The following is a 15,420-nucleotide window of genomic DNA, read 5'->3' on the forward strand; positions in this document are numbered from 1 at the left end:
GATTAAGAACTCTATGCCGCATCCTGCGAATCCTTCCCAACTCGACGCCGAGGCCCTGTATGCAGATTTGCTGCAGCAGGTGCGCAGCGGCCTGGCGGGCATCCCCAACGTCGCCATCGTCGGCATCCATTCGGGCGGCGCCTGGCTGGCGGAGCGCCTGGCGCGCGACCTGAACCTGCTCGACCGCCTGGGCGTGCTCGACGTCTCGTTCTACCGCGATGACTTCGCCCAGAAGGGCCTGCATGCCGACGTCAAGCCGACGCAAATCAGCTTCGACGTGGCCGGCGCCACCATCCTGCTGGTCGACGACGTGCTGTACACGGGCCGCACCACGCGCGCGGCCATCAATGAACTGTTCGACTATGGCCGCCCGGCCAAGATCATGCTGGCCGCCTTGGTCGACCGCGGCGAACGCCAGCTGCCGGTGGCCGCCGATTTCGTGGCCGCCTTCACTGCCGTGCCGGCGGGCCAGGCCCTGGTTCTGAAGCAAGCCGACGATGGAAAATTCACGCTCACCATAGATACCCACCATGCTTAATCCGCAACTGAATAAACACGGCGAACTGCAACATCTGTTGACGATCGAAGGCTTGCCGAAGTCTATCGTCAACCACATCCTCGACACGGCTTCCTCGTTCGTCGGCATTTCCGACCGCGACGTGAAAAAGGTGCCGCTGATGCGCGGCAAAAGCGTTTTCAACCTGTTCTTTGAAAACTCCACGCGCACCCGCACCACCTTCGAAATCGCCTCGAAGCGTTTGTCGGCCGACGTCATCAACCTGAACATCCAGGCTTCGTCGGCCAGCAAGGGCGAGTCCCTGCTCGACACCATCGACAACCTGTCGGCCATGCATGCCGACATGTTCGTCGTGCGTCACGCGCAGTCGGGCGCGCCCTACCTGATTGCCAAGCACCTGATCGACACCAAGCAGCCGCACGTCCACGTGGTCAACGCGGGCGACGGACGCCACGCGCACCCCACCCAGGGCTTGCTCGACATGTACACGATCCGCCACTACAAGAAGGATTTCACGAACCTGACGGTGGCCATTGTGGGCGACATCCTGCACAGCCGCGTGGCCCGCTCCGACATCCACGCGCTGACCACCCTGGGCGTACCTGAAGTGCGCGCCATCGGCCCGCACACCCTGCTGCCGGGCGGCCTGGAACAGATGGGCGTGCGCACCTTCACCAACATGGATGAAGGCTTGAAAGGCGTGGACGTGATCATCATGCTGCGCCTGCAGAATGAACGCATGAGCGGCGCGCTGTTGCCGTCGGCGCAGGAATACTTCAAGAGCTATGGCCTCACGCCCGAGCGCCTGGCGCTGGCGAAACCGGACGCCATCGTCATGCATCCGGGCCCGATGAACCGCGGCGTGGAAATCGATTCGGCCGTGGCCGACGGTCCGCAGGCGGTGATCCTGCCGCAGGTGACGTTCGGTATCGCCGTGCGCATGGCGGTGATGAGTATTTTGGCTGGTAATCAGGGCTGATAGCCCAAGGACGAGTAAGCGAGCATGACGACACTACATATCAAGAACGGCCACCTGATCGACCCTGCCAATGGCATCGATGGCTTGCAAGACCTGTTTATCGCCGATGGCAAGGTGCTGGCCGTGGGCAGCGCCCCGGCCGGCTTCAAGGCCGACACCACCTTTGACGCGGCCGGCCTGGTGGTTTCTCCCGGCCTGGTCGACCTGTCCGCGCGCCTGCGCGAGCCAGGCTACGAATACAAGGCAACCCTGGAATCGGAACTGCAGGCAGCGCTGCAAGGCGGCGTCACGAGCCTGGTCTGCCCGCCCGACACCGACCCCGTGCTCGATGAGCCGGGCCTGGTGGAAATGCTGAAATACCGCGCCAAGACGCAGAACAAGGCCCACGTGCACCCGCTGGGCGCGCTGACCATGGGCTTGAAGGGCAAGTCGCTGACGGAAATGGCGGAACTGACGGAAGCTGGCTGCATCGGCTTTGCGCAAGCCGAAGAGCCGATCGAGGACACCACCGTGCTGCTGCGCGCCATGCAGTATGCGAACACCTTCGGTTACACCGTCTGGCTGCGCCCGCAAGACCCGCACATCGGCCGTGGCGGCATCGCCCACAGCGGTCCGCTGGCCTCGCGCCTGGGCTTGTCCGGCGTGCCCGTGATGTCCGAAACTATCGCCCTGCACACGATCTTTGAATTGATGCGCGCCAGCCGCGCGCGCGTGCACCTGTGCCGCATCTCGTCGGCAGCGGGCCTGGAACTGATCCGTGCGGCCAAGGCCGAAGGCTTGCCCGTCACCTGCGACGTGGGCGTGCACCATGTGCACCTGACGGACGCCGACATCGGCTTCTTCGACCCGAACGCGCGCGTTACGCCGCCGTTCCGCAGCCAGCGCGACCGCGATGCAATCCGTGCCGGCCTGCTCGACGGCACGGTCGACGCCATGTGCTCGGACCACACGCCCGTCGACGACGATGAAAAACTGCTGCCGTTCGGCGAAGCGTCGCCAGGTGCCACGGGCCTGGAACTGCTGCTGTCTTTGGCCCTGAAATGGGCCGACGACTATGCGCTGGGCCAGCCGCAAGCGGGCGAGCGTCCGCTGGCGCGCGCCGTGGCCAAGGTCACTTCCGATGCGGCCCGTGTCGCCGGCATCCCGGCCGGCAGCCTGGCCGTGGGCGAAGCGGCCGACATCTGCGTCTTCGATCCCGCCGCGCGCTGGACCGTGTCGTCGGCCTCGCTGGCCAGCCAGGGTAAGCACACGCCTTTCCTCGGCTATGAGCTGAGCGGCATTGTCAAGGCGACCATCGTGGCTGGACAGGTGGCGTTTCAGCGCTAATTGCAGCTAGTGCACCAGCGAAGGTGTCGAAGCCGGGGTCAGTCCCGCCGGGTCTGACCCCAGATTTTGCTTGGGGCTGAGAGCCTTATTTAATTTGTTGGTGTCATTTGAAACTTCTGCTTACCTACCGCCTCGCGCGCATCGCCATTCACCTGGGCTGCGGCATGGCCAAGAGCGCCGTGCTCTTTCCCTGGCTGGACCTGGAAGGCCGTAACCGGCGCATCCGTCGCTGGTCGACGCAGCTGCTCGACATCTGCGGCGTGCATGTGGCGCAGCCGGCAGACAGCTTGCCGGCCCTTGACCACGCGATGGTGGTGGCGAACCACGTGTCGTGGCTCGACATCTTCGTCATCAACGCCGTCCACCCCTGCCGTTTCGTCGCCAAGGCGGAAATCCGCGCCTGGCCTATCCTGGGCTGGCTGGCGGGACGCGCCGGCACCATCTTCATTTCGCGCGGCAGCAAGCGCGACCTGCGCCTGATCTTCCAGGGTCTGGTGGATAAATTGACGGCGGGCGAGCGCATCGCGTTCTTCCCCGAAGGCACGACCGCCGCGCAAGGGCAGATCCTGCCGTTTCACGCCAACCTGTTCGAGGCGGCCATCGATGCGCAGGTGCCGGTGCAGCCGTTCGCGCTCGTGTATGTGGATGACAAGGGAGCGTTGCATCACGCCGTCGATTTCATCGGCGAGATGAGTTTTGCGCAAAGCATGGTGGCGATCTTGAGCGGTCCGCCGATCACGGCGCGCCTGACCTGCCTGGCGCCAGTGGCGACGCTCGACGCGCACCGCCGTGAACTGGCAGCGGCAACGCAGGCGACTATCGCCGCCACGCTGCCGCTGGACAAGGCGGCTTAGTTCTTCACGTGCAGCCAGCGCGCATGTGCGGCGCGGGCCAGGTAGTCGAGGATGAAACCTAACATCCCGATCAGCACGATGGCGGCCATCAGTTCCGAATACGCGAGGCGGTCGCGCGTGTCGAGGATGAAGTAGCCGAGGCCTGCCGATACGCCCAGCATTTCCGCTGGCACCAGCACGATCCAGATGATGCCAATGGCCAGGCGCACGCCCGTCAGGATATCGGCCGTGATGCCCGGCAAAATCACTTTAAACACGATCTCGCTGCGCGTGGCCGACAGGCTGTGCGCCAGCAGCAGCCAGTTCGGGTCGAGCCGCGCCACGCCGGCCGCCGTATTGAGCAAAATCGGCCAGACGGCCGCAAACGCCAGCAGGAAGTACACGGGCGCATCACCGACGCCGAGCACCATCACGGCGATCGGCATCCACGACAGCGGCGAAATCATGCGCAGCAGCTGGAACAGCGGCATGGCCGCGCCGGAAAAACTCTTCGACATGGCCACCAGCACGCCCAGCGGCACGCCGATGACGATCGCCAGCCCCAGGCCCACGGCCACCCTTTGCAGGCTCAATACCACGTGCAGCCAGATATCCGAACCGCTCAGCATCTCCTGGAACGCCAGCGCCGTGGGCAAGGGCGCAAAGGCGGTGGCGATCGGCGTGGATTTCTCCAGCGCCGTCACGCCCACGGACCACAATAGCAAGGCACAGGCCAGCCCCACCAGGGGCAGGCCGAACTTCGTCAACAACTTGCTTGCCATCGTCAGACCGCCACGGTTTCGCTGCGCAGCAGGTTGGCCGGCAAGCCGAAGGCGGCCGGGCCGCCGACTGCCGTGATGGCCTTGCGCACGAAGCGGTCATCGACCAGGTCGCGCGCGGCGAACTTCGGATCGAGGTTGGCCAGGAAGCGCGTATCGCCTTCGACCTTGGTGCGGCCGATGGCGCGCACCAGTTCTTCCGTGTACGAGGCGAACGGGTACGGCTGGAAGTCGATGCGGCGCTGCTGCCAGTTCTTGTGCACGATCAGGCCCTGCTTTTCATAGCCGGCGTAATCGGTGGTGGCCAGCACCTTGGTCAGTACTTGCAGCGGATGCGGCGTGTAGCGGTGCTCGCCCACGTTCGACAGCAGCTTGGCCGTGTCGACCTGGTTCGAACGCGTCCACAGTTGCGCCTTGACGATGGCGTTGGTGACCTTTTGTGCCCATTCGGGACGCGTGTTGATGTCGCGCTCGGACAGGAAGGTGACGCAGCAGGCATGGTTTTTCCACACGTCGCCCGAGAAGCGCAGGATCTTGCCGATGCCGGCGTTTTCCGCCGCCGCATTGAACGGTTCGGCCACGATGTAGCCGGCGATGGACTTGCTGGCCAGGGCCGAGACCATTTCGGCCGGCGCCAGCACGATCAGGTTGACTTCATTCGGCTTGATGGCCGCGTTGCGCGCGCGCGTGACCGGGGTCAGGCCATTCGAGGACAGGATTTGCTGCAGCAGGATGTTGTGGATCGAGTACCAGAACGGGATGGCGACCGTGCGCCCGCCCAGGTCGGAAACCTTGTTGATCTCGTTGGCCACCGTCAGCGCGGAGCCGTTGACGTGGTTCCAGGCGACGACCTTGGCCGGGAACTTGGCGCCGTAGCGCACCCACAGGGTAGCCGGCGACAGCAGGTGGATGACGTTGACCTGGCCGGCGACGAAGGCTTCGATGATTTGCGCCCAGCTGCGGAAGAGGCGCGGCGTTTCCGCCTGCAAGCCTTCCGCTTCGAACAGCTTGCGGGCGTGGGCGACGAGCAGGGGAGTGGCGTCCGTGATGGGCAGGTAGCCGATCTTGACGGGTTGGTCGTCGCCTTTCGGACCTTGCTGGGCCATGGCGTCGCCGGCGAACAGCAGAGGAGAGGCGACGCTGGCCGTGGCCAGCGCCGACATGCGCAGGAAGTCGCGCCGCGTCAGGCCGCAGTCGCAATCGGACGAGGCGCAGATATGCAGGGGTTTGTTATCGTGTGGGAGGGACATGAAGGTTCCAGTAAAGTGCATTAGTGGGCGGCGTGGGCCTGATCTTGCTGTTGTAGCGCTTGCAGGGCGTCGAGGATATCCATCTTGAGGGCGATGACGTCGGCGCTGTGGCCGATGCGCGGCTGGGCGATGGCGACGGGCCATTCGCGCACGATGTTGCCGGGCTTGCCGCCCATGAGCAGGATGCGGTCGGCCACCAGGATCGCTTCATCGATATCGTGCGTGACGAGCAGCACGGCAGTATGCCAGCGGTGCACCACGTCGACCAGCAGCGACTGCATTTCGGCGCGCGTGATGGCGTCGAGGGCCGAAAACGGTTCGTCGGCGAACAGCAGTTCCGGTTCGCGTGCCAGCGCACGGGCCAGCGCCACGCGCTGCGCCATGCCGCCCGACAGCGCGGATGGATACAGCTTCTCGCGGCCCTTCAGTCCCACCGCTTCGATGGCTTGCGCCACGCGCGTCTGGTGCGCTTCACGTGTCAGCTGCGGCTGGTGCTTGAAGTCCAGGCCGAAACCCGCGTTGCCCGTGACGTTCAGCCACGGCAACAGGCTCGCCTGCTGGAACACGAGGGCGCTGCGCGGGTCCGGTTCGCGCATGGGCGCATCGAGGAATTGAATTGCACCCGTCGATGGCGGCTGCAAGCCGGCCAGCACGCGCAGCAGGCTTGACTTGCCGCAGCCGCTGCCGCCCAGCAGGCAGACGATTTCGCGCTTGCGCACGCCCAGCGAGACGTGCTGGAACACGGGCGCCGTGCCCGGATAGGCGTAGCTGAGGTCCTGCGCCTGCAGCGCCCAGTCTTGCGTCGCTGCCGTCATGCCGGCGCTCCCGCTGCCGCCTGCTGGCTGTCAAACAGCTGCAAGGCTGCCTGCAATTGGGTCAGGCTGGGGGTGACGATGGGGATGAACGACGATTCGCGCCAGCGGCGGGCAAAGCCCTGCTGTTCGGCGTTCAGGTAGGCGCGCCCGCCCATGGCCTGCAGTTCCAGCATCAGCGCCTGCTGCAGCACGTCGGCCAGCTGTATGCGCAGGCGGAACATGGCCGGCGCCTCTTTCTTGAAACGGCCATCGTGCACGCCGGTCAGCAGGGTAGCGACAGCCGACTCCAGCGTCGCTTGCAGCGCTTCGATGCGCGGCGTGAGCGCGTTGCGCGAACCGGCCGAAATCTGCGCCGCTTTGGCCAGGCTGGCGCGCGCCAGGCCGATCGACAGGCCGCACTGCATGCCGAGGAAGGAAGGGCGTACCTGCGGCAGCCAGGCCGGCGCATTGTCGCTGATGATGTCCGCGGCGGGGATGTGCACCTGCGCCAGTTTGACGGAGGCCGTATTGCTGCCGCGCAGGGCGATCAGGTCCAGGTCGTCGCTGCGCTGCACGCCTGGGGTGCCGCTGTCGAAGGCGACGATGGCGGGTGGCGCGCCGTCGTTGGGCGCCACGGCGGCTGCCGCGACAAAGCCCGCCTTGCGCAAGTTCGTCACCCAGGCCAGGCCGCCGTCGACCAGCAAGCCGTCGCCGTGGCGCGCGCCCGTGATTTGCAGCTGCTCGATGCCGGACAAGAATTTCATGGCGTTCGACAGGCCGCTGGCGCCCGCCTGCGTGCCTGCCAGCAGGCCGGGCAAGCGGCGCTCGGCCAGCGCGCGGTTCTCGCTTTGCAGCAGGAATTCGATGAAGCAGCGCTGGCCCCAGAAGACAAAGGCCGCCGTCACCGATTGTTCGGCTACCTTGGCGATGGCGTCGATGGCATCGCGCACGTCACCGCCCGCGCCGCCGTGCTCCTGCGGCACGCCGATGCCCAGCAGCTGGTCGCCGGCCAGCGCCGGTAATACGGTTTCAGCCAGGTCCGATGATTGGTCGAGCTGGTCGGCATGCATGTGCAGCCAGTGATTGAGATGCGCCATATCAGACGGCGCCAGGCAGGTAGGGCGTCAGTTGCGGATTGACGGGCGTGCCGGCCAGGCTGTTGGAGAAATTGCACAAGGTGGCCAGGCTGATGCCAAGTACCACTTCCAGCGCCTGCTGTTCCTTGTAGCCGGCGGCCAGGAAGGTTTGATATTCGGCGTCGCTGACGGCGCCGCGCGTGGCGATGACGGCCGTGGCGAAGGCGGCGACGGCATCGAGCTTCGCATCCCCCATCGGCTGGCCGTGCTGCAGGGCGCGCACCGTGTCGGGCGTCTGGCCCGCTTTTTTCAGCGAGATGGCGCTATGGCCGGCGATGCAGAAATCGCAGCCATGGATGCGCGCAGCCGTGATTTGCACCACTTCGCGTTCCATCAACGTCAGGCTGGCGCGCGTATTGATGCCGGAGACGGTCAGATAGGTTTCCAGTGCCAGCGGGGCATTGGCCAGCACGCCGATCAGGTTGGGCAGGAAGCCGTTGTTGGCGATGGCCTTTTCCACGAAGGGGCGGCTGTCGGCCGGGGCGGTATCGAGAGTGTGCAGCGTCAGACGGGACATGGGGTACCTTGCTAAGTTAGTAAGTCACCCGGGCATTATATCGGCCATGCCGTGCACGCAACAGACGTCAGCGTCGTCCTTTTGTGCTCGTTCGTCTGTGATTGTGTGATTCTTGATTTTAGCTGGCCAGTTGACGCTGGCGCTGGTCGCGCCGGTAGGCGCCCGGCTGCTCGCCCGTGACCCGCTTGAAGGCGCGTGTAAACGCGGCGTGCGAGCGGTAGCCCACCAGTTCGGCGGCGCGTTCGACGGAGACGCCGTCGTGCAGCCGGCGCGCCGCGATCTTCATGCGCAGCAGGAGCAGGAACTGGGCCGGCGAGTGGCCGCTGGCGCTGGCGAAATGCTTGCAGAAGCTGGCGCGCGACATGCAGGCCGCCTTGGCCATGTTCTCGATCGACCAGTCGTCGGCAGGGGCGTCGAGCATGCGTTCGAGCAGCGGCGAAAATGCGGGCTGGTGCAGCAGCGACAGCAGGCCGGCCGCCACCTGCTCGCCCTGCGCCACGTGGCGGATCAGGTAAAAGAACAGCAGTTCGACCAGGCGCGCGATGAGCGGCGATGGTTGTTCCGGGTCGCCGCCCGCCTCCGCCAGGATCAGGTCGAACAGCGCGGCGGCGGCGCTGAAGGCGGGCGCGTCGCCGCGTATCAGCAGATACGGCGGAAACGAGTCGACGATCAGCGCGGAGAGGGCGCCGCGAAATTGAAAGAAGCCGCAGGCCAGCGCCGTCGCCGGGCCGTCCGTGGACGCCTGCAGCGGCAGCATGGCTTGCGCGCTCACCGCCTGCAGCGGATCGCTGTGGGGACTGAGGAAGTGCGGCAAGTCGCGCAGCAGGAAGACGCCATCGCGCGGGCCGAGCACAATCGGCGCCGCGCCGTCGAGGTGCAAATAGCAGTGGCCATCGAGCACCAGGTGGAAGCTGCCCAGTTCCCGGCCCGCCGTGGAAGCGCGCCAGCGGCCGCAGTACTGGCCCACATGCAGGACGGCGGTGTCGAGTTCCAGGCTGCCGAGCAGCCAGCGCGCCAGTCTGTCGGTATCAGGATGCATGGGATCGCAATGGCAAAAGCGCCATCATACGGGCCACGCGCGGCAAGACCAACGACCGATTTCGACTAAGCATATGCGCGATGCGGCTTACCGCTTGCCGCCATGCTGCTGGAAGGCGGGACAGTCGACTTGCAGCAGCGAGCGGTCTTCCAGGCACACGGCCGACAGTTTTCCGCCCCACACGCAGCCGCTATCGAGGCCGATCAAGTGCTCGCGCAATTGCAGTCCCAGCGCCGACCAGTGGCCGAAGACGATGGTGTCGCCGGCGCTGCGCCGGCCCGGCACGTCGAACCATGGCAGCAGGCCGGAGCCAGGCGGCGGGCTACCGCTTTCCTTCATCTTGAAGTCCATCACGCCGTCCGGCGTGCAAAAGCGCAGCCGCGTCATGGCGTTGACGATGCAGCGCAGCCGGTCGGCGCCCTGCAGGTCGTCGCGCCAGGCGGCCGGTTCGTTGCCGTACATAGTGCGCAGGAACGCCACCCAGCCATCGCTGCGCAGCATGGCGGACACTTCCCCGCTCAGGGATAGGGCCTGGGCCGCGCTCCATTGCGGCAGCAAGCCCGCATGCACGAGCACATGGCCATCGTGTTCCAGTGCCAGTGGCCGCTGGCGCAGCCAGTCGAGCAACTCATCGCGGTCGGGCGCGTCGAGGATTTCGGCGAGGGTGTCGGACGCGTGCTCGGGCCGGATGCCGTTGGCCACGGCCAGCAAATGCAAGTCGTGGTTGCCCAGGACACTGTCGGCCAGGCCCTGCAGGGCCAGCGCGTGCACGTGGCGCAGGGTGGCCAGCGAGGCCGGGCCGCGGTTGATCAAGTCGCCCGCGAACAGCAGGCGGTACGGGCCTTTCGCCGCCGCCTGTATCCGTTCGATCAATTCGACGGTTTGTGCATGGCAGCCTTGCAGATCGCCGATAAAATAAGTTTTCATATGTGCCGGGTAAAGTGAACTACGCGCATGCATTATAAGCATGCCTGCCCTTTGGCGTCGGGGGTATTCCTGGCAGGTGCCTGATTAGGCTTTTGCCAGAGGGAAGGAAAAGCGGATGCCGATTATGCTGCATGGGAATTTAATTGGACTTCTCCCGCTGCCATATATCGATACATAATCCGCCGGCCTGCCGCCCTGGCATTCCATTTCATCGATGTTCATGCATTTCCCCTGCGCGCTTCCGGCATATTCTTCATTTAATCTTAATGTTGGCGCGCTAAATAATCAGTGGGCCGTGATTCAATTGGCGACGGATTATGCAGCGGTGCGCAAATGTTTATGCAATGTAGTATATTCCACGTGATTTTATTATTTAAATTAATATAAAGGATGTACCAATGGATCTGTCGACGATGACGATGCAGGAATTGCGCAAGCTGGAAGATAATGTCAAACAGGAGTTGAACAGCCGCGAACGTGAAGATTTGAACAAGGCGCGCGAACAGATCATGGCCATCGCGCAGCAGGCGGGCATTCCGCTGAAACAACTGATACTCGATGGTTTGCACCCGCGCACGGGCAAGGTCGCGGTGCGCTACCGCCATCCTGACAATGCGGCCGAGCAATGGACAGGCCGTGGCCGCCAGCCGCTGTGGGTCAGGCAATGGGTGGAATCGGGCAAGTCCATCGATCTGCTGCGCGTATAATTCGGTATACTCTTGGCGCAGTGGCAAGCGGTCCGCCGCGCGCTGCACCTTGCCAGGCACCTTATTTAGCCCCTATTTCTTCTTATATATCGCCCACACCATGCTTCCATTGTCCAGAACGATCTTCAAGGCCTACGATATTCGCGGCATCATCGCTAAAACCCTCGATGCCAGCGTGGCCCACAAGATCGGTCAGGCCTTTGGCCAGGCCGCCCTGGCCAAGGGCGAGCAGCGGGTCGTGATCGGCCGCGATGGCCGCCTGTCGGGACCTGAATTGACGGCGGCGCTGGCGCAGGGATTGCAAGCGGCAGGCGTCGACGTGATCGACCTGGGCGTGGTGGCCACGCCGATGGTCTACTTCGGCACGAATGTGCTCGACACGCGCTCCGGCATCATGGTCACGGGCAGCCACAATCCGCCCGACTACAACGGCTTCAAGATGGTGCTGGCCGGTGAAGCCATTCATGGCGAAGCGATCCAGGCGCTGTACCACAGCATCGTCGCGCACGACGGCAGTGCCAGCGCCAAGCAGGGCAGCTACGCCACGCATGATATCCGCGCCGCCTACCTGCAGCGCATCCTGGGCGACGTCAAGTTGGCGCGCCCGATCAAGATCGCCGTCGATTGCGGCAATGGCGTAGCCGGCGCCTTCGCGGGCGACCTGTTCCGCGGCATGGGCTGCGAAGTCATCGAATTGTTCTGCGACGTCGATGGCAATTTCCCGAACCACCATCCGGACCCTGCGCATCCGGAAAACCTGCAAGACCTGATCCGCTGCCTGGCCGAAACGGATGCCGAAATCGGCATCGCCTTCGACGGCGACGGCGACCGCTTGGGCGTGGTCACCAAGGGTGGCCAGATCATCTACCCTGACCGCCAGATGATGCTGTTCGCAGCCGACGTGCTGACCCGCCATCCTGGCGCGCAAATCCTGTACGACGTGAAGTGCACGCGCCACCTGGCGCCGTGGATCAGCAAGCATGGCGGCGTGCCCCTGATGTACAAGACGGGCCACTCGCTGGTGAAAGCCAAGCTGCGCGAGACGGGTGCGCCGCTGGGCGGCGAAATGAGCGGCCATATCTTCTTCAAGGACCGCTGGTACGGTTTCGACGACGGTCTGTACTCGGCCGCGCGCCTGCTGGAAATCCTCACGCGCGAAGCCGATCCTTCTGCCTTGCTGAACTCCCTGCCGCAGTCCGACAGCACGCCGGAACTGCACCTGGAACTGAAGGAAGGCGAGAACGTCGCGCTGATGGACATGCTGCGCCGCGACGCCGTCTTCCCCGGCAATGAACAGATCATCACCATCGACGGCCTGCGCGTGGAATACGCGGACGGTTTCGGCCTGGCCCGTTCGTCGAACACCACGCCGGTGATCGTCATGCGCTTCGAAGCGGAAACGCCGGCAGCCCTGGCGCGCATCCAGGGACAGTTCAAGAGCGTGATCCTGGCCGCCAAGCCTGACGCCGTCCTGCCGTTCTGACAGCATGGCCGGTCAACCTGGCGCACAGGCGCCCTTGAAAATCCTGCTGGTGCGGGTATCTTCGCTGGGCGACGTGCTGCATAACCTGCCGATGGTGGCGGACATCGCCCGCCATTTCCCGAACGCGACCATCGACTGGGTGGTCGAGGAAGGCTACACCAGCCTGGTGCGCCTGAATCCGCGCGTGAACACCATCTTCCCGTTCGCGCTGCGGCGCTGGCGCAAGAGCCTGGGCAAGAAGGAGACGCGCGCGGAAATCGCCGCCTTCTTCCGCAGCCTGCGCCAGACGCGCTACGATTATGTATTCGATACCCAAGGCTTGCTCAAGACGGGCATCATCATGGGCACCGCGCGCCTGGCGCCGGGCGGACAGAAGGTCGGCCTGGCCAACGGCAGCGAAGGCTCCGGCTACGAAGGCATTTCGCGCCTGTTCCACACCAAAAGCATTCCGCTCGACCCGCGCACGCATGCGGTAGCGCGCGGCCGCCTGGTGGCTGCCGCCGCACTTGGCTACGCGGTCGACACGCTGGCCGATTTCGGCTTGCCGGAAGTCTCCGGCAGCGAGCCGCGCCCGGACTGGATGGGCGCGGTGCCCTACTGCGTGTATTTCCACGGCACCGCGCGCGACGCCAAGAAATGGGCACCGCAGAACTGGATCGCCCTGGGCCATGCGCTCGCGCCCATGCCGATTTTGCTGCCGTGGGGTTCGCCCAAGGAAAAGGCGGAAGCCGAACAACTGGCGGCCGGCCTGCCGAACGCCCGCGTGCTGCCGAAACTGTCGATGGGCGACGCCACCTTGCTGGCGCGCCACGCGGCGCTGGTGATCGGCGTCGACACGGGCCTGACGCATATCGCGGCCGCCTTTGTGCGTCCGACGGTGGAAATCTATGCCGATTCGCCGCTGTGGAAAACGGAAGGCAACTGGTCGCCGAAAATCATCAACCTGGGCGACAAGGGCGCGCCGCCCGGCGTGCCGGAAGTGCTGGCCGCGGCGCAGCGCCTGCTGGCAGACTATCCTCCCGCCTGACTTCAACATCAAACAATCATGCGACTTCTTTATACCCTTGCCTGGTGGCTGGCCTTGCCCCTGGTGCTGGCGCGGCTGTGGCTGCGCGGACGCCAGGAACCTGGCTACCGCCAGCACTGGGGCGAGCGCCTGGGGTTTTACGGCCGCCAGCCGGAACCCGCTGCGGACACCATCTGGCTGCACGCCGTCTCCGTCGGCGAGACGCGCGCGGCCGAGCCGCTGATCGATGCGCTGCTGGCGGCCTGGCCCGCATGCCGCATCGTCCTCACGCACATGACGCCGACGGGACGCGCCACCGGCAAGGCGCTGTTCGCCAAGCACGGCGCGCGCCTGGTGCAAAGTTATCTGCCGTACGACACGGGCGCCATGCCGGCCCGTTTCATCCGCCATTTTGCGCCGCGCATCTGCATCCTGATGGAGACGGAAGTGTGGCCGAATCTGATCCATCAATGCAATCGCTACAAAGTGCCCGTGGTGCTGGCCAACGCGCGCCTGTCGCAGCGTTCGCTGGGCAAGGCGCAGCGCCTGGGTCAACTCATTGCCGACGCGGCGCGCGGCATTAGCCTGGTGGCGGCGCAGACGCAGGACGATGCCGATCGCGTGCGCCAGCTGGGCGTGCGGGACGTGGTCGTCACGGGCAGCATCAAGTTCGACGTCGTCGTGCCCGAGGCGGCGCTGGCGACAGGCGCCTGGCTGCGCGGCGCCATCGGCCGGCGCCCCGTCCTGCTGTGCGCCAGCACGCGCGAAGGGGAAGAGCCGCTGATCCTCGATGCGTATACCCGCGCCAGCTTGCCAGATGATGCGCTGCTGCTGATCGTGCCGCGCCACCCGCAGCGCTTTGACGAGGTGGAAAAACTGATTGCGGCGCATGGCCTGGCCGTGCAGCGCAGGTCCGGCCTGGCGCAGGACGATGTTGTGGCGGCGGGCACGCAGGTGCTGCTGGGCGATACCATGGGCGAGATGTTTGCGTACTACGCGGCCTGCGATTGCGCCTTCGTCGGCGGCAGCCTGCTGCCACTGGGCGGACAGAACCTGATCGAGCCGGCAGCGCTGGGCAAGCCCGTGCTGATCGGCCCGCACACCTTCAATTTTGCCCTGGTGACCGAGCAGGCGATTGCCGCCGGCGGCGCCGCGCTGGTGGCGGATGCCGACGCGCTGATGGCGCAGGCGGCGGCCTTGCTGCAGGATCCGGCGCGTTTATCTTCCATGGGAGAGCGGGCGCTGGCGTTTGCCAACCAGCACCGGGGTGCCACGCCGCGCACCATCGCGGCCATCCAACCTTTATTGTTGGTTTAATTCCGGGGTCAGACCCCAGCTTTGCGCCGTTTGGTGGGAGTGCCGTTAAAACAACACCGGCAGTTCTTGCGAGCGCTTCCTTAATGCCTGCTTGGCGCCGTCGTAATCGGGATAGATCGATTCCACGGTGGCCCAGAAGCGGGGGCTGTGGTTCATTTCCAGCAGGTGCGACAGCTCGTGCGCCACCACGTAGTCGATCAGCGGCAGGGCGAAGTGGACCAGGCGCCAGTTCAGGCGGATCTTGCGCTCGATGGTGCAGCTGCCCCAGCGCGTGCCGGCCGACGACAGCGACAGCGAATCGTAGCTTACGCCCAGCTTGTCCGCATACAGGTCCAGGCGCGCCTCAAACAGCTGGCGCGCCTCGTGCTGGAACCAGCCCTTCACTTTTTCCTTCAACTGCTGCTCGCTGCCCGTGGGCGTGACCCACACGTGCAGCTCATTCGTCTCGCGCTGGAAGCTGGCGCGGTGGCGCGGCGCCTGGTGCAGCCGCAAGGTGATCTCGCCACCGAGGTAGGGCAGCACGGCGCCATCGACCCATGCAACGGGCGGGCGCTGCTGGCGCTGCACCTTGCGCTCGCCCCGTTCCAGCAGCTTCGAGACGATCCAGCCTTGCTTGGCGCGGATGGCGTTGTCGATTTCGGCCAGGGTGACGCGCTTGGGCGCCGTCACGCGCAAGCCGTTATCGTCGATCATGAAGCCGATGGAACGGCGCGTGGAACGGCGCAGGGCGAATTCGACGAGGTGGCTGCCCAGTTGCAGCTGGCGCAGCGGCGGGCCATCGGCGGTGCGTGGCGGGGAAGGCAGGGGAGG

The 15,420-nt window shown here is 65.2% G+C and carries 17 protein-coding genes; 8 read left to right on the top strand and 9 right to left on the bottom strand.

All coding sequences use genetic code 11. The annotated features are described in order from the left end of the window. Positions 1-13: 13 nt before the first annotated feature. The 4 genes from pyrR (at position 14) to AC07X6_RS01790 (ending at position 3,676) form a co-directional block, all read left to right on the top strand. The gene (gene pyrR, locus AC07X6_RS01775) at positions 14-538 is read left to right on the top strand and encodes a bifunctional pyr operon transcriptional regulator/uracil phosphoribosyltransferase PyrR (protein ID WP_494789871.1); all 525 of its coding nucleotides are present in this window, start codon (positions 14-16) and stop codon (positions 536-538) included. After that, the gene (locus tag AC07X6_RS01780) at positions 531-1,496 is read left to right on the top strand and encodes an aspartate carbamoyltransferase catalytic subunit (RefSeq protein WP_034746695.1); all 966 of its coding nucleotides are present in this window, start codon (positions 531-533) and stop codon (positions 1,494-1,496) included. The genes pyrR and AC07X6_RS01780 overlap by 8 nt, the downstream gene beginning before the upstream one ends. A 24-nt stretch (positions 1,497-1,520) precedes the next feature. Next, a complete protein-coding gene (locus tag AC07X6_RS01785; RefSeq protein WP_494789872.1) occupies positions 1,521-2,822 on the top strand; it encodes a dihydroorotase in 1,302 nt (433 codons plus the stop codon). Positions 2,823-2,929: 107 nt separating this feature from the next. Continuing rightward, positions 2,930-3,676 (top strand): lysophospholipid acyltransferase family protein, encoded by a 747-nt coding sequence (locus AC07X6_RS01790; RefSeq protein WP_230538870.1) that lies wholly within the window; start codon positions 2,930-2,932, stop codon positions 3,674-3,676. Here the strand turns inward: AC07X6_RS01790 and AC07X6_RS01795 are convergent. From AC07X6_RS01795 to AC07X6_RS01830, 8 genes are all read right to left on the bottom strand, one after another. Next, a complete protein-coding gene (locus AC07X6_RS01795; protein ID WP_494789873.1) occupies positions 3,673-4,437 on the bottom strand; it encodes an ABC transporter permease in 765 nt (254 codons plus the stop codon). The two genes, AC07X6_RS01790 and AC07X6_RS01795, sit on opposite strands and share 4 nt — an antisense overlap. Positions 4,438-4,439: 2 nt before the next feature. Further along, entirely contained in the window at positions 4,440-5,684 is a 1,245-nt protein-coding gene (locus tag AC07X6_RS01800; protein WP_070222116.1) for an ABC transporter substrate-binding protein, read from the bottom strand. Positions 5,685-5,704: 20 nt separating this feature from the next. Continuing rightward, positions 5,705-6,499 (bottom strand): ABC transporter ATP-binding protein, encoded by a 795-nt coding sequence (locus tag AC07X6_RS01805; RefSeq protein ID WP_494789874.1) that lies wholly within the window; start codon positions 6,497-6,499, stop codon positions 5,705-5,707. Beyond that, positions 6,496-7,575: an acyl-CoA dehydrogenase family protein gene (locus tag AC07X6_RS01810; RefSeq protein ID WP_494789875.1), complete on the bottom strand. Its 1,080-nt coding sequence runs from the start codon at positions 7,573-7,575 to the stop codon at positions 6,496-6,498. The genes AC07X6_RS01805 and AC07X6_RS01810 overlap by 4 nt, the downstream gene beginning before the upstream one ends. A 1-nt stretch (position 7,576) precedes the next feature. Beyond that, positions 7,577-8,131 (bottom strand): carboxymuconolactone decarboxylase family protein, encoded by a 555-nt coding sequence (locus tag AC07X6_RS01815; RefSeq protein ID WP_494789876.1) that lies wholly within the window; start codon positions 8,129-8,131, stop codon positions 7,577-7,579. Positions 8,132-8,249: 118 nt separating this feature from the next. Next, positions 8,250-9,170, bottom strand: coding sequence for an AraC family transcriptional regulator (locus AC07X6_RS01820; RefSeq protein ID WP_230538864.1), 921 nt, complete (start codon positions 9,168-9,170; stop codon positions 8,250-8,252). A gap of 87 nt (positions 9,171-9,257) precedes the next feature. Then, on the bottom strand, positions 9,258-10,097 hold the full coding sequence (locus AC07X6_RS01825; protein ID WP_494789877.1) for a symmetrical bis(5'-nucleosyl)-tetraphosphatase: 840 nt from the start codon (positions 10,095-10,097) through the stop codon (positions 9,258-9,260). Positions 10,098-10,181: 84 nt separating this feature from the next. After that, positions 10,182-10,319 (bottom strand): hypothetical protein, encoded by a 138-nt coding sequence (locus AC07X6_RS01830; protein ID WP_494789878.1) that lies wholly within the window; start codon positions 10,317-10,319, stop codon positions 10,182-10,184. 176 nt (positions 10,320-10,495) lie between these two features. On the opposite strand from AC07X6_RS01830, the gene AC07X6_RS01835 reads away from it, so the two are divergent. From AC07X6_RS01835 to waaA, 4 genes are all read left to right on the top strand, one after another. Continuing rightward, positions 10,496-10,804 (top strand): H-NS histone family protein, encoded by a 309-nt coding sequence (locus AC07X6_RS01835; protein ID WP_230538861.1) that lies wholly within the window; start codon positions 10,496-10,498, stop codon positions 10,802-10,804. 100 nt (positions 10,805-10,904) lie between these two features. Further along, on the top strand, positions 10,905-12,287 hold the full coding sequence (locus tag AC07X6_RS01840; RefSeq protein ID WP_494789879.1) for a phosphomannomutase/phosphoglucomutase: 1,383 nt from the start codon (positions 10,905-10,907) through the stop codon (positions 12,285-12,287). Positions 12,288-12,291: 4 nt separating this feature from the next. Continuing rightward, positions 12,292-13,314 (top strand): lipopolysaccharide heptosyltransferase I, encoded by a 1,023-nt coding sequence (waaC, locus tag AC07X6_RS01845; protein ID WP_494789880.1) that lies wholly within the window; start codon positions 12,292-12,294, stop codon positions 13,312-13,314. A gap of 18 nt (positions 13,315-13,332) precedes the next feature. Further along, positions 13,333-14,610 (top strand): lipid IV(A) 3-deoxy-D-manno-octulosonic acid transferase, encoded by a 1,278-nt coding sequence (gene waaA, locus AC07X6_RS01850; protein ID WP_494789881.1) that lies wholly within the window; start codon positions 13,333-13,335, stop codon positions 14,608-14,610. A 45-nt stretch (positions 14,611-14,655) separates the two neighbouring features. Here the strand turns inward: waaA and AC07X6_RS01855 are convergent. Next, positions 14,656-15,420, bottom strand: a 765-nt coding sequence (locus tag AC07X6_RS01855) for a M48 family metallopeptidase (protein ID WP_494789882.1), incomplete at its 5' end; no start/stop codon positions are given.

It is taken from the genome of Janthinobacterium sp. GW460-12-1-14-LB5, assembly GCF_059423585.1.

Bases quoted from the DNA above. Each gene is read 5' to 3' on its own strand.
- AC07X6_RS01805 (WP_494789874.1), bottom strand. From the start codon at position 6,499: ATGACGGCAGCGACGCAAGACTGGGCGCTGCAGGCGCAGGACCTCAGC.
- pyrR (WP_494789871.1), top strand. From the start codon at position 14: ATGCCGCATCCTGCGAATCCTTCCCAACTCGACGCCGAGGCCCTGTAT.
- AC07X6_RS01835 (WP_230538861.1), top strand. From the start codon at position 10,496: ATGGATCTGTCGACGATGACGATGCAGGAATTGCGCAAGCTGGAAGAT.
- AC07X6_RS01840 (WP_494789879.1), top strand. From the start codon at position 10,905: ATGCTTCCATTGTCCAGAACGATCTTCAAGGCCTACGATATTCGCGGC.
- AC07X6_RS01785 (WP_494789872.1), top strand. From the start codon at position 1,521: ATGACGACACTACATATCAAGAACGGCCACCTGATCGACCCTGCCAAT.
- AC07X6_RS01825 (WP_494789877.1), bottom strand. From the start codon at position 10,097: ATGAAAACTTATTTTATCGGCGATCTGCAAGGCTGCCATGCACAAACC.
- AC07X6_RS01830 (WP_494789878.1), bottom strand. From the start codon at position 10,319: ATGAACATCGATGAAATGGAATGCCAGGGCGGCAGGCCGGCGGATTAT.
- waaC (WP_494789880.1), top strand. From the start codon at position 12,292: ATGGCCGGTCAACCTGGCGCACAGGCGCCCTTGAAAATCCTGCTGGTG.
- AC07X6_RS01800 (WP_070222116.1), bottom strand. From the start codon at position 5,684: ATGTCCCTCCCACACGATAACAAACCCCTGCATATCTGCGCCTCGTCC.
- AC07X6_RS01820 (WP_230538864.1), bottom strand. From the start codon at position 9,170: ATGCATCCTGATACCGACAGACTGGCGCGCTGGCTGCTCGGCAGCCTG.
- AC07X6_RS01810 (WP_494789875.1), bottom strand. From the start codon at position 7,575: ATGGCGCATCTCAATCACTGGCTGCACATGCATGCCGACCAGCTCGAC.
- AC07X6_RS01780 (WP_034746695.1), top strand. From the start codon at position 531: ATGCTTAATCCGCAACTGAATAAACACGGCGAACTGCAACATCTGTTG.
- AC07X6_RS01795 (WP_494789873.1), bottom strand. From the start codon at position 4,437: ATGGCAAGCAAGTTGTTGACGAAGTTCGGCCTGCCCCTGGTGGGGCTG.
- waaA (WP_494789881.1), top strand. From the start codon at position 13,333: ATGCGACTTCTTTATACCCTTGCCTGGTGGCTGGCCTTGCCCCTGGTG.
- AC07X6_RS01815 (WP_494789876.1), bottom strand. From the start codon at position 8,131: ATGTCCCGTCTGACGCTGCACACTCTCGATACCGCCCCGGCCGACAGC.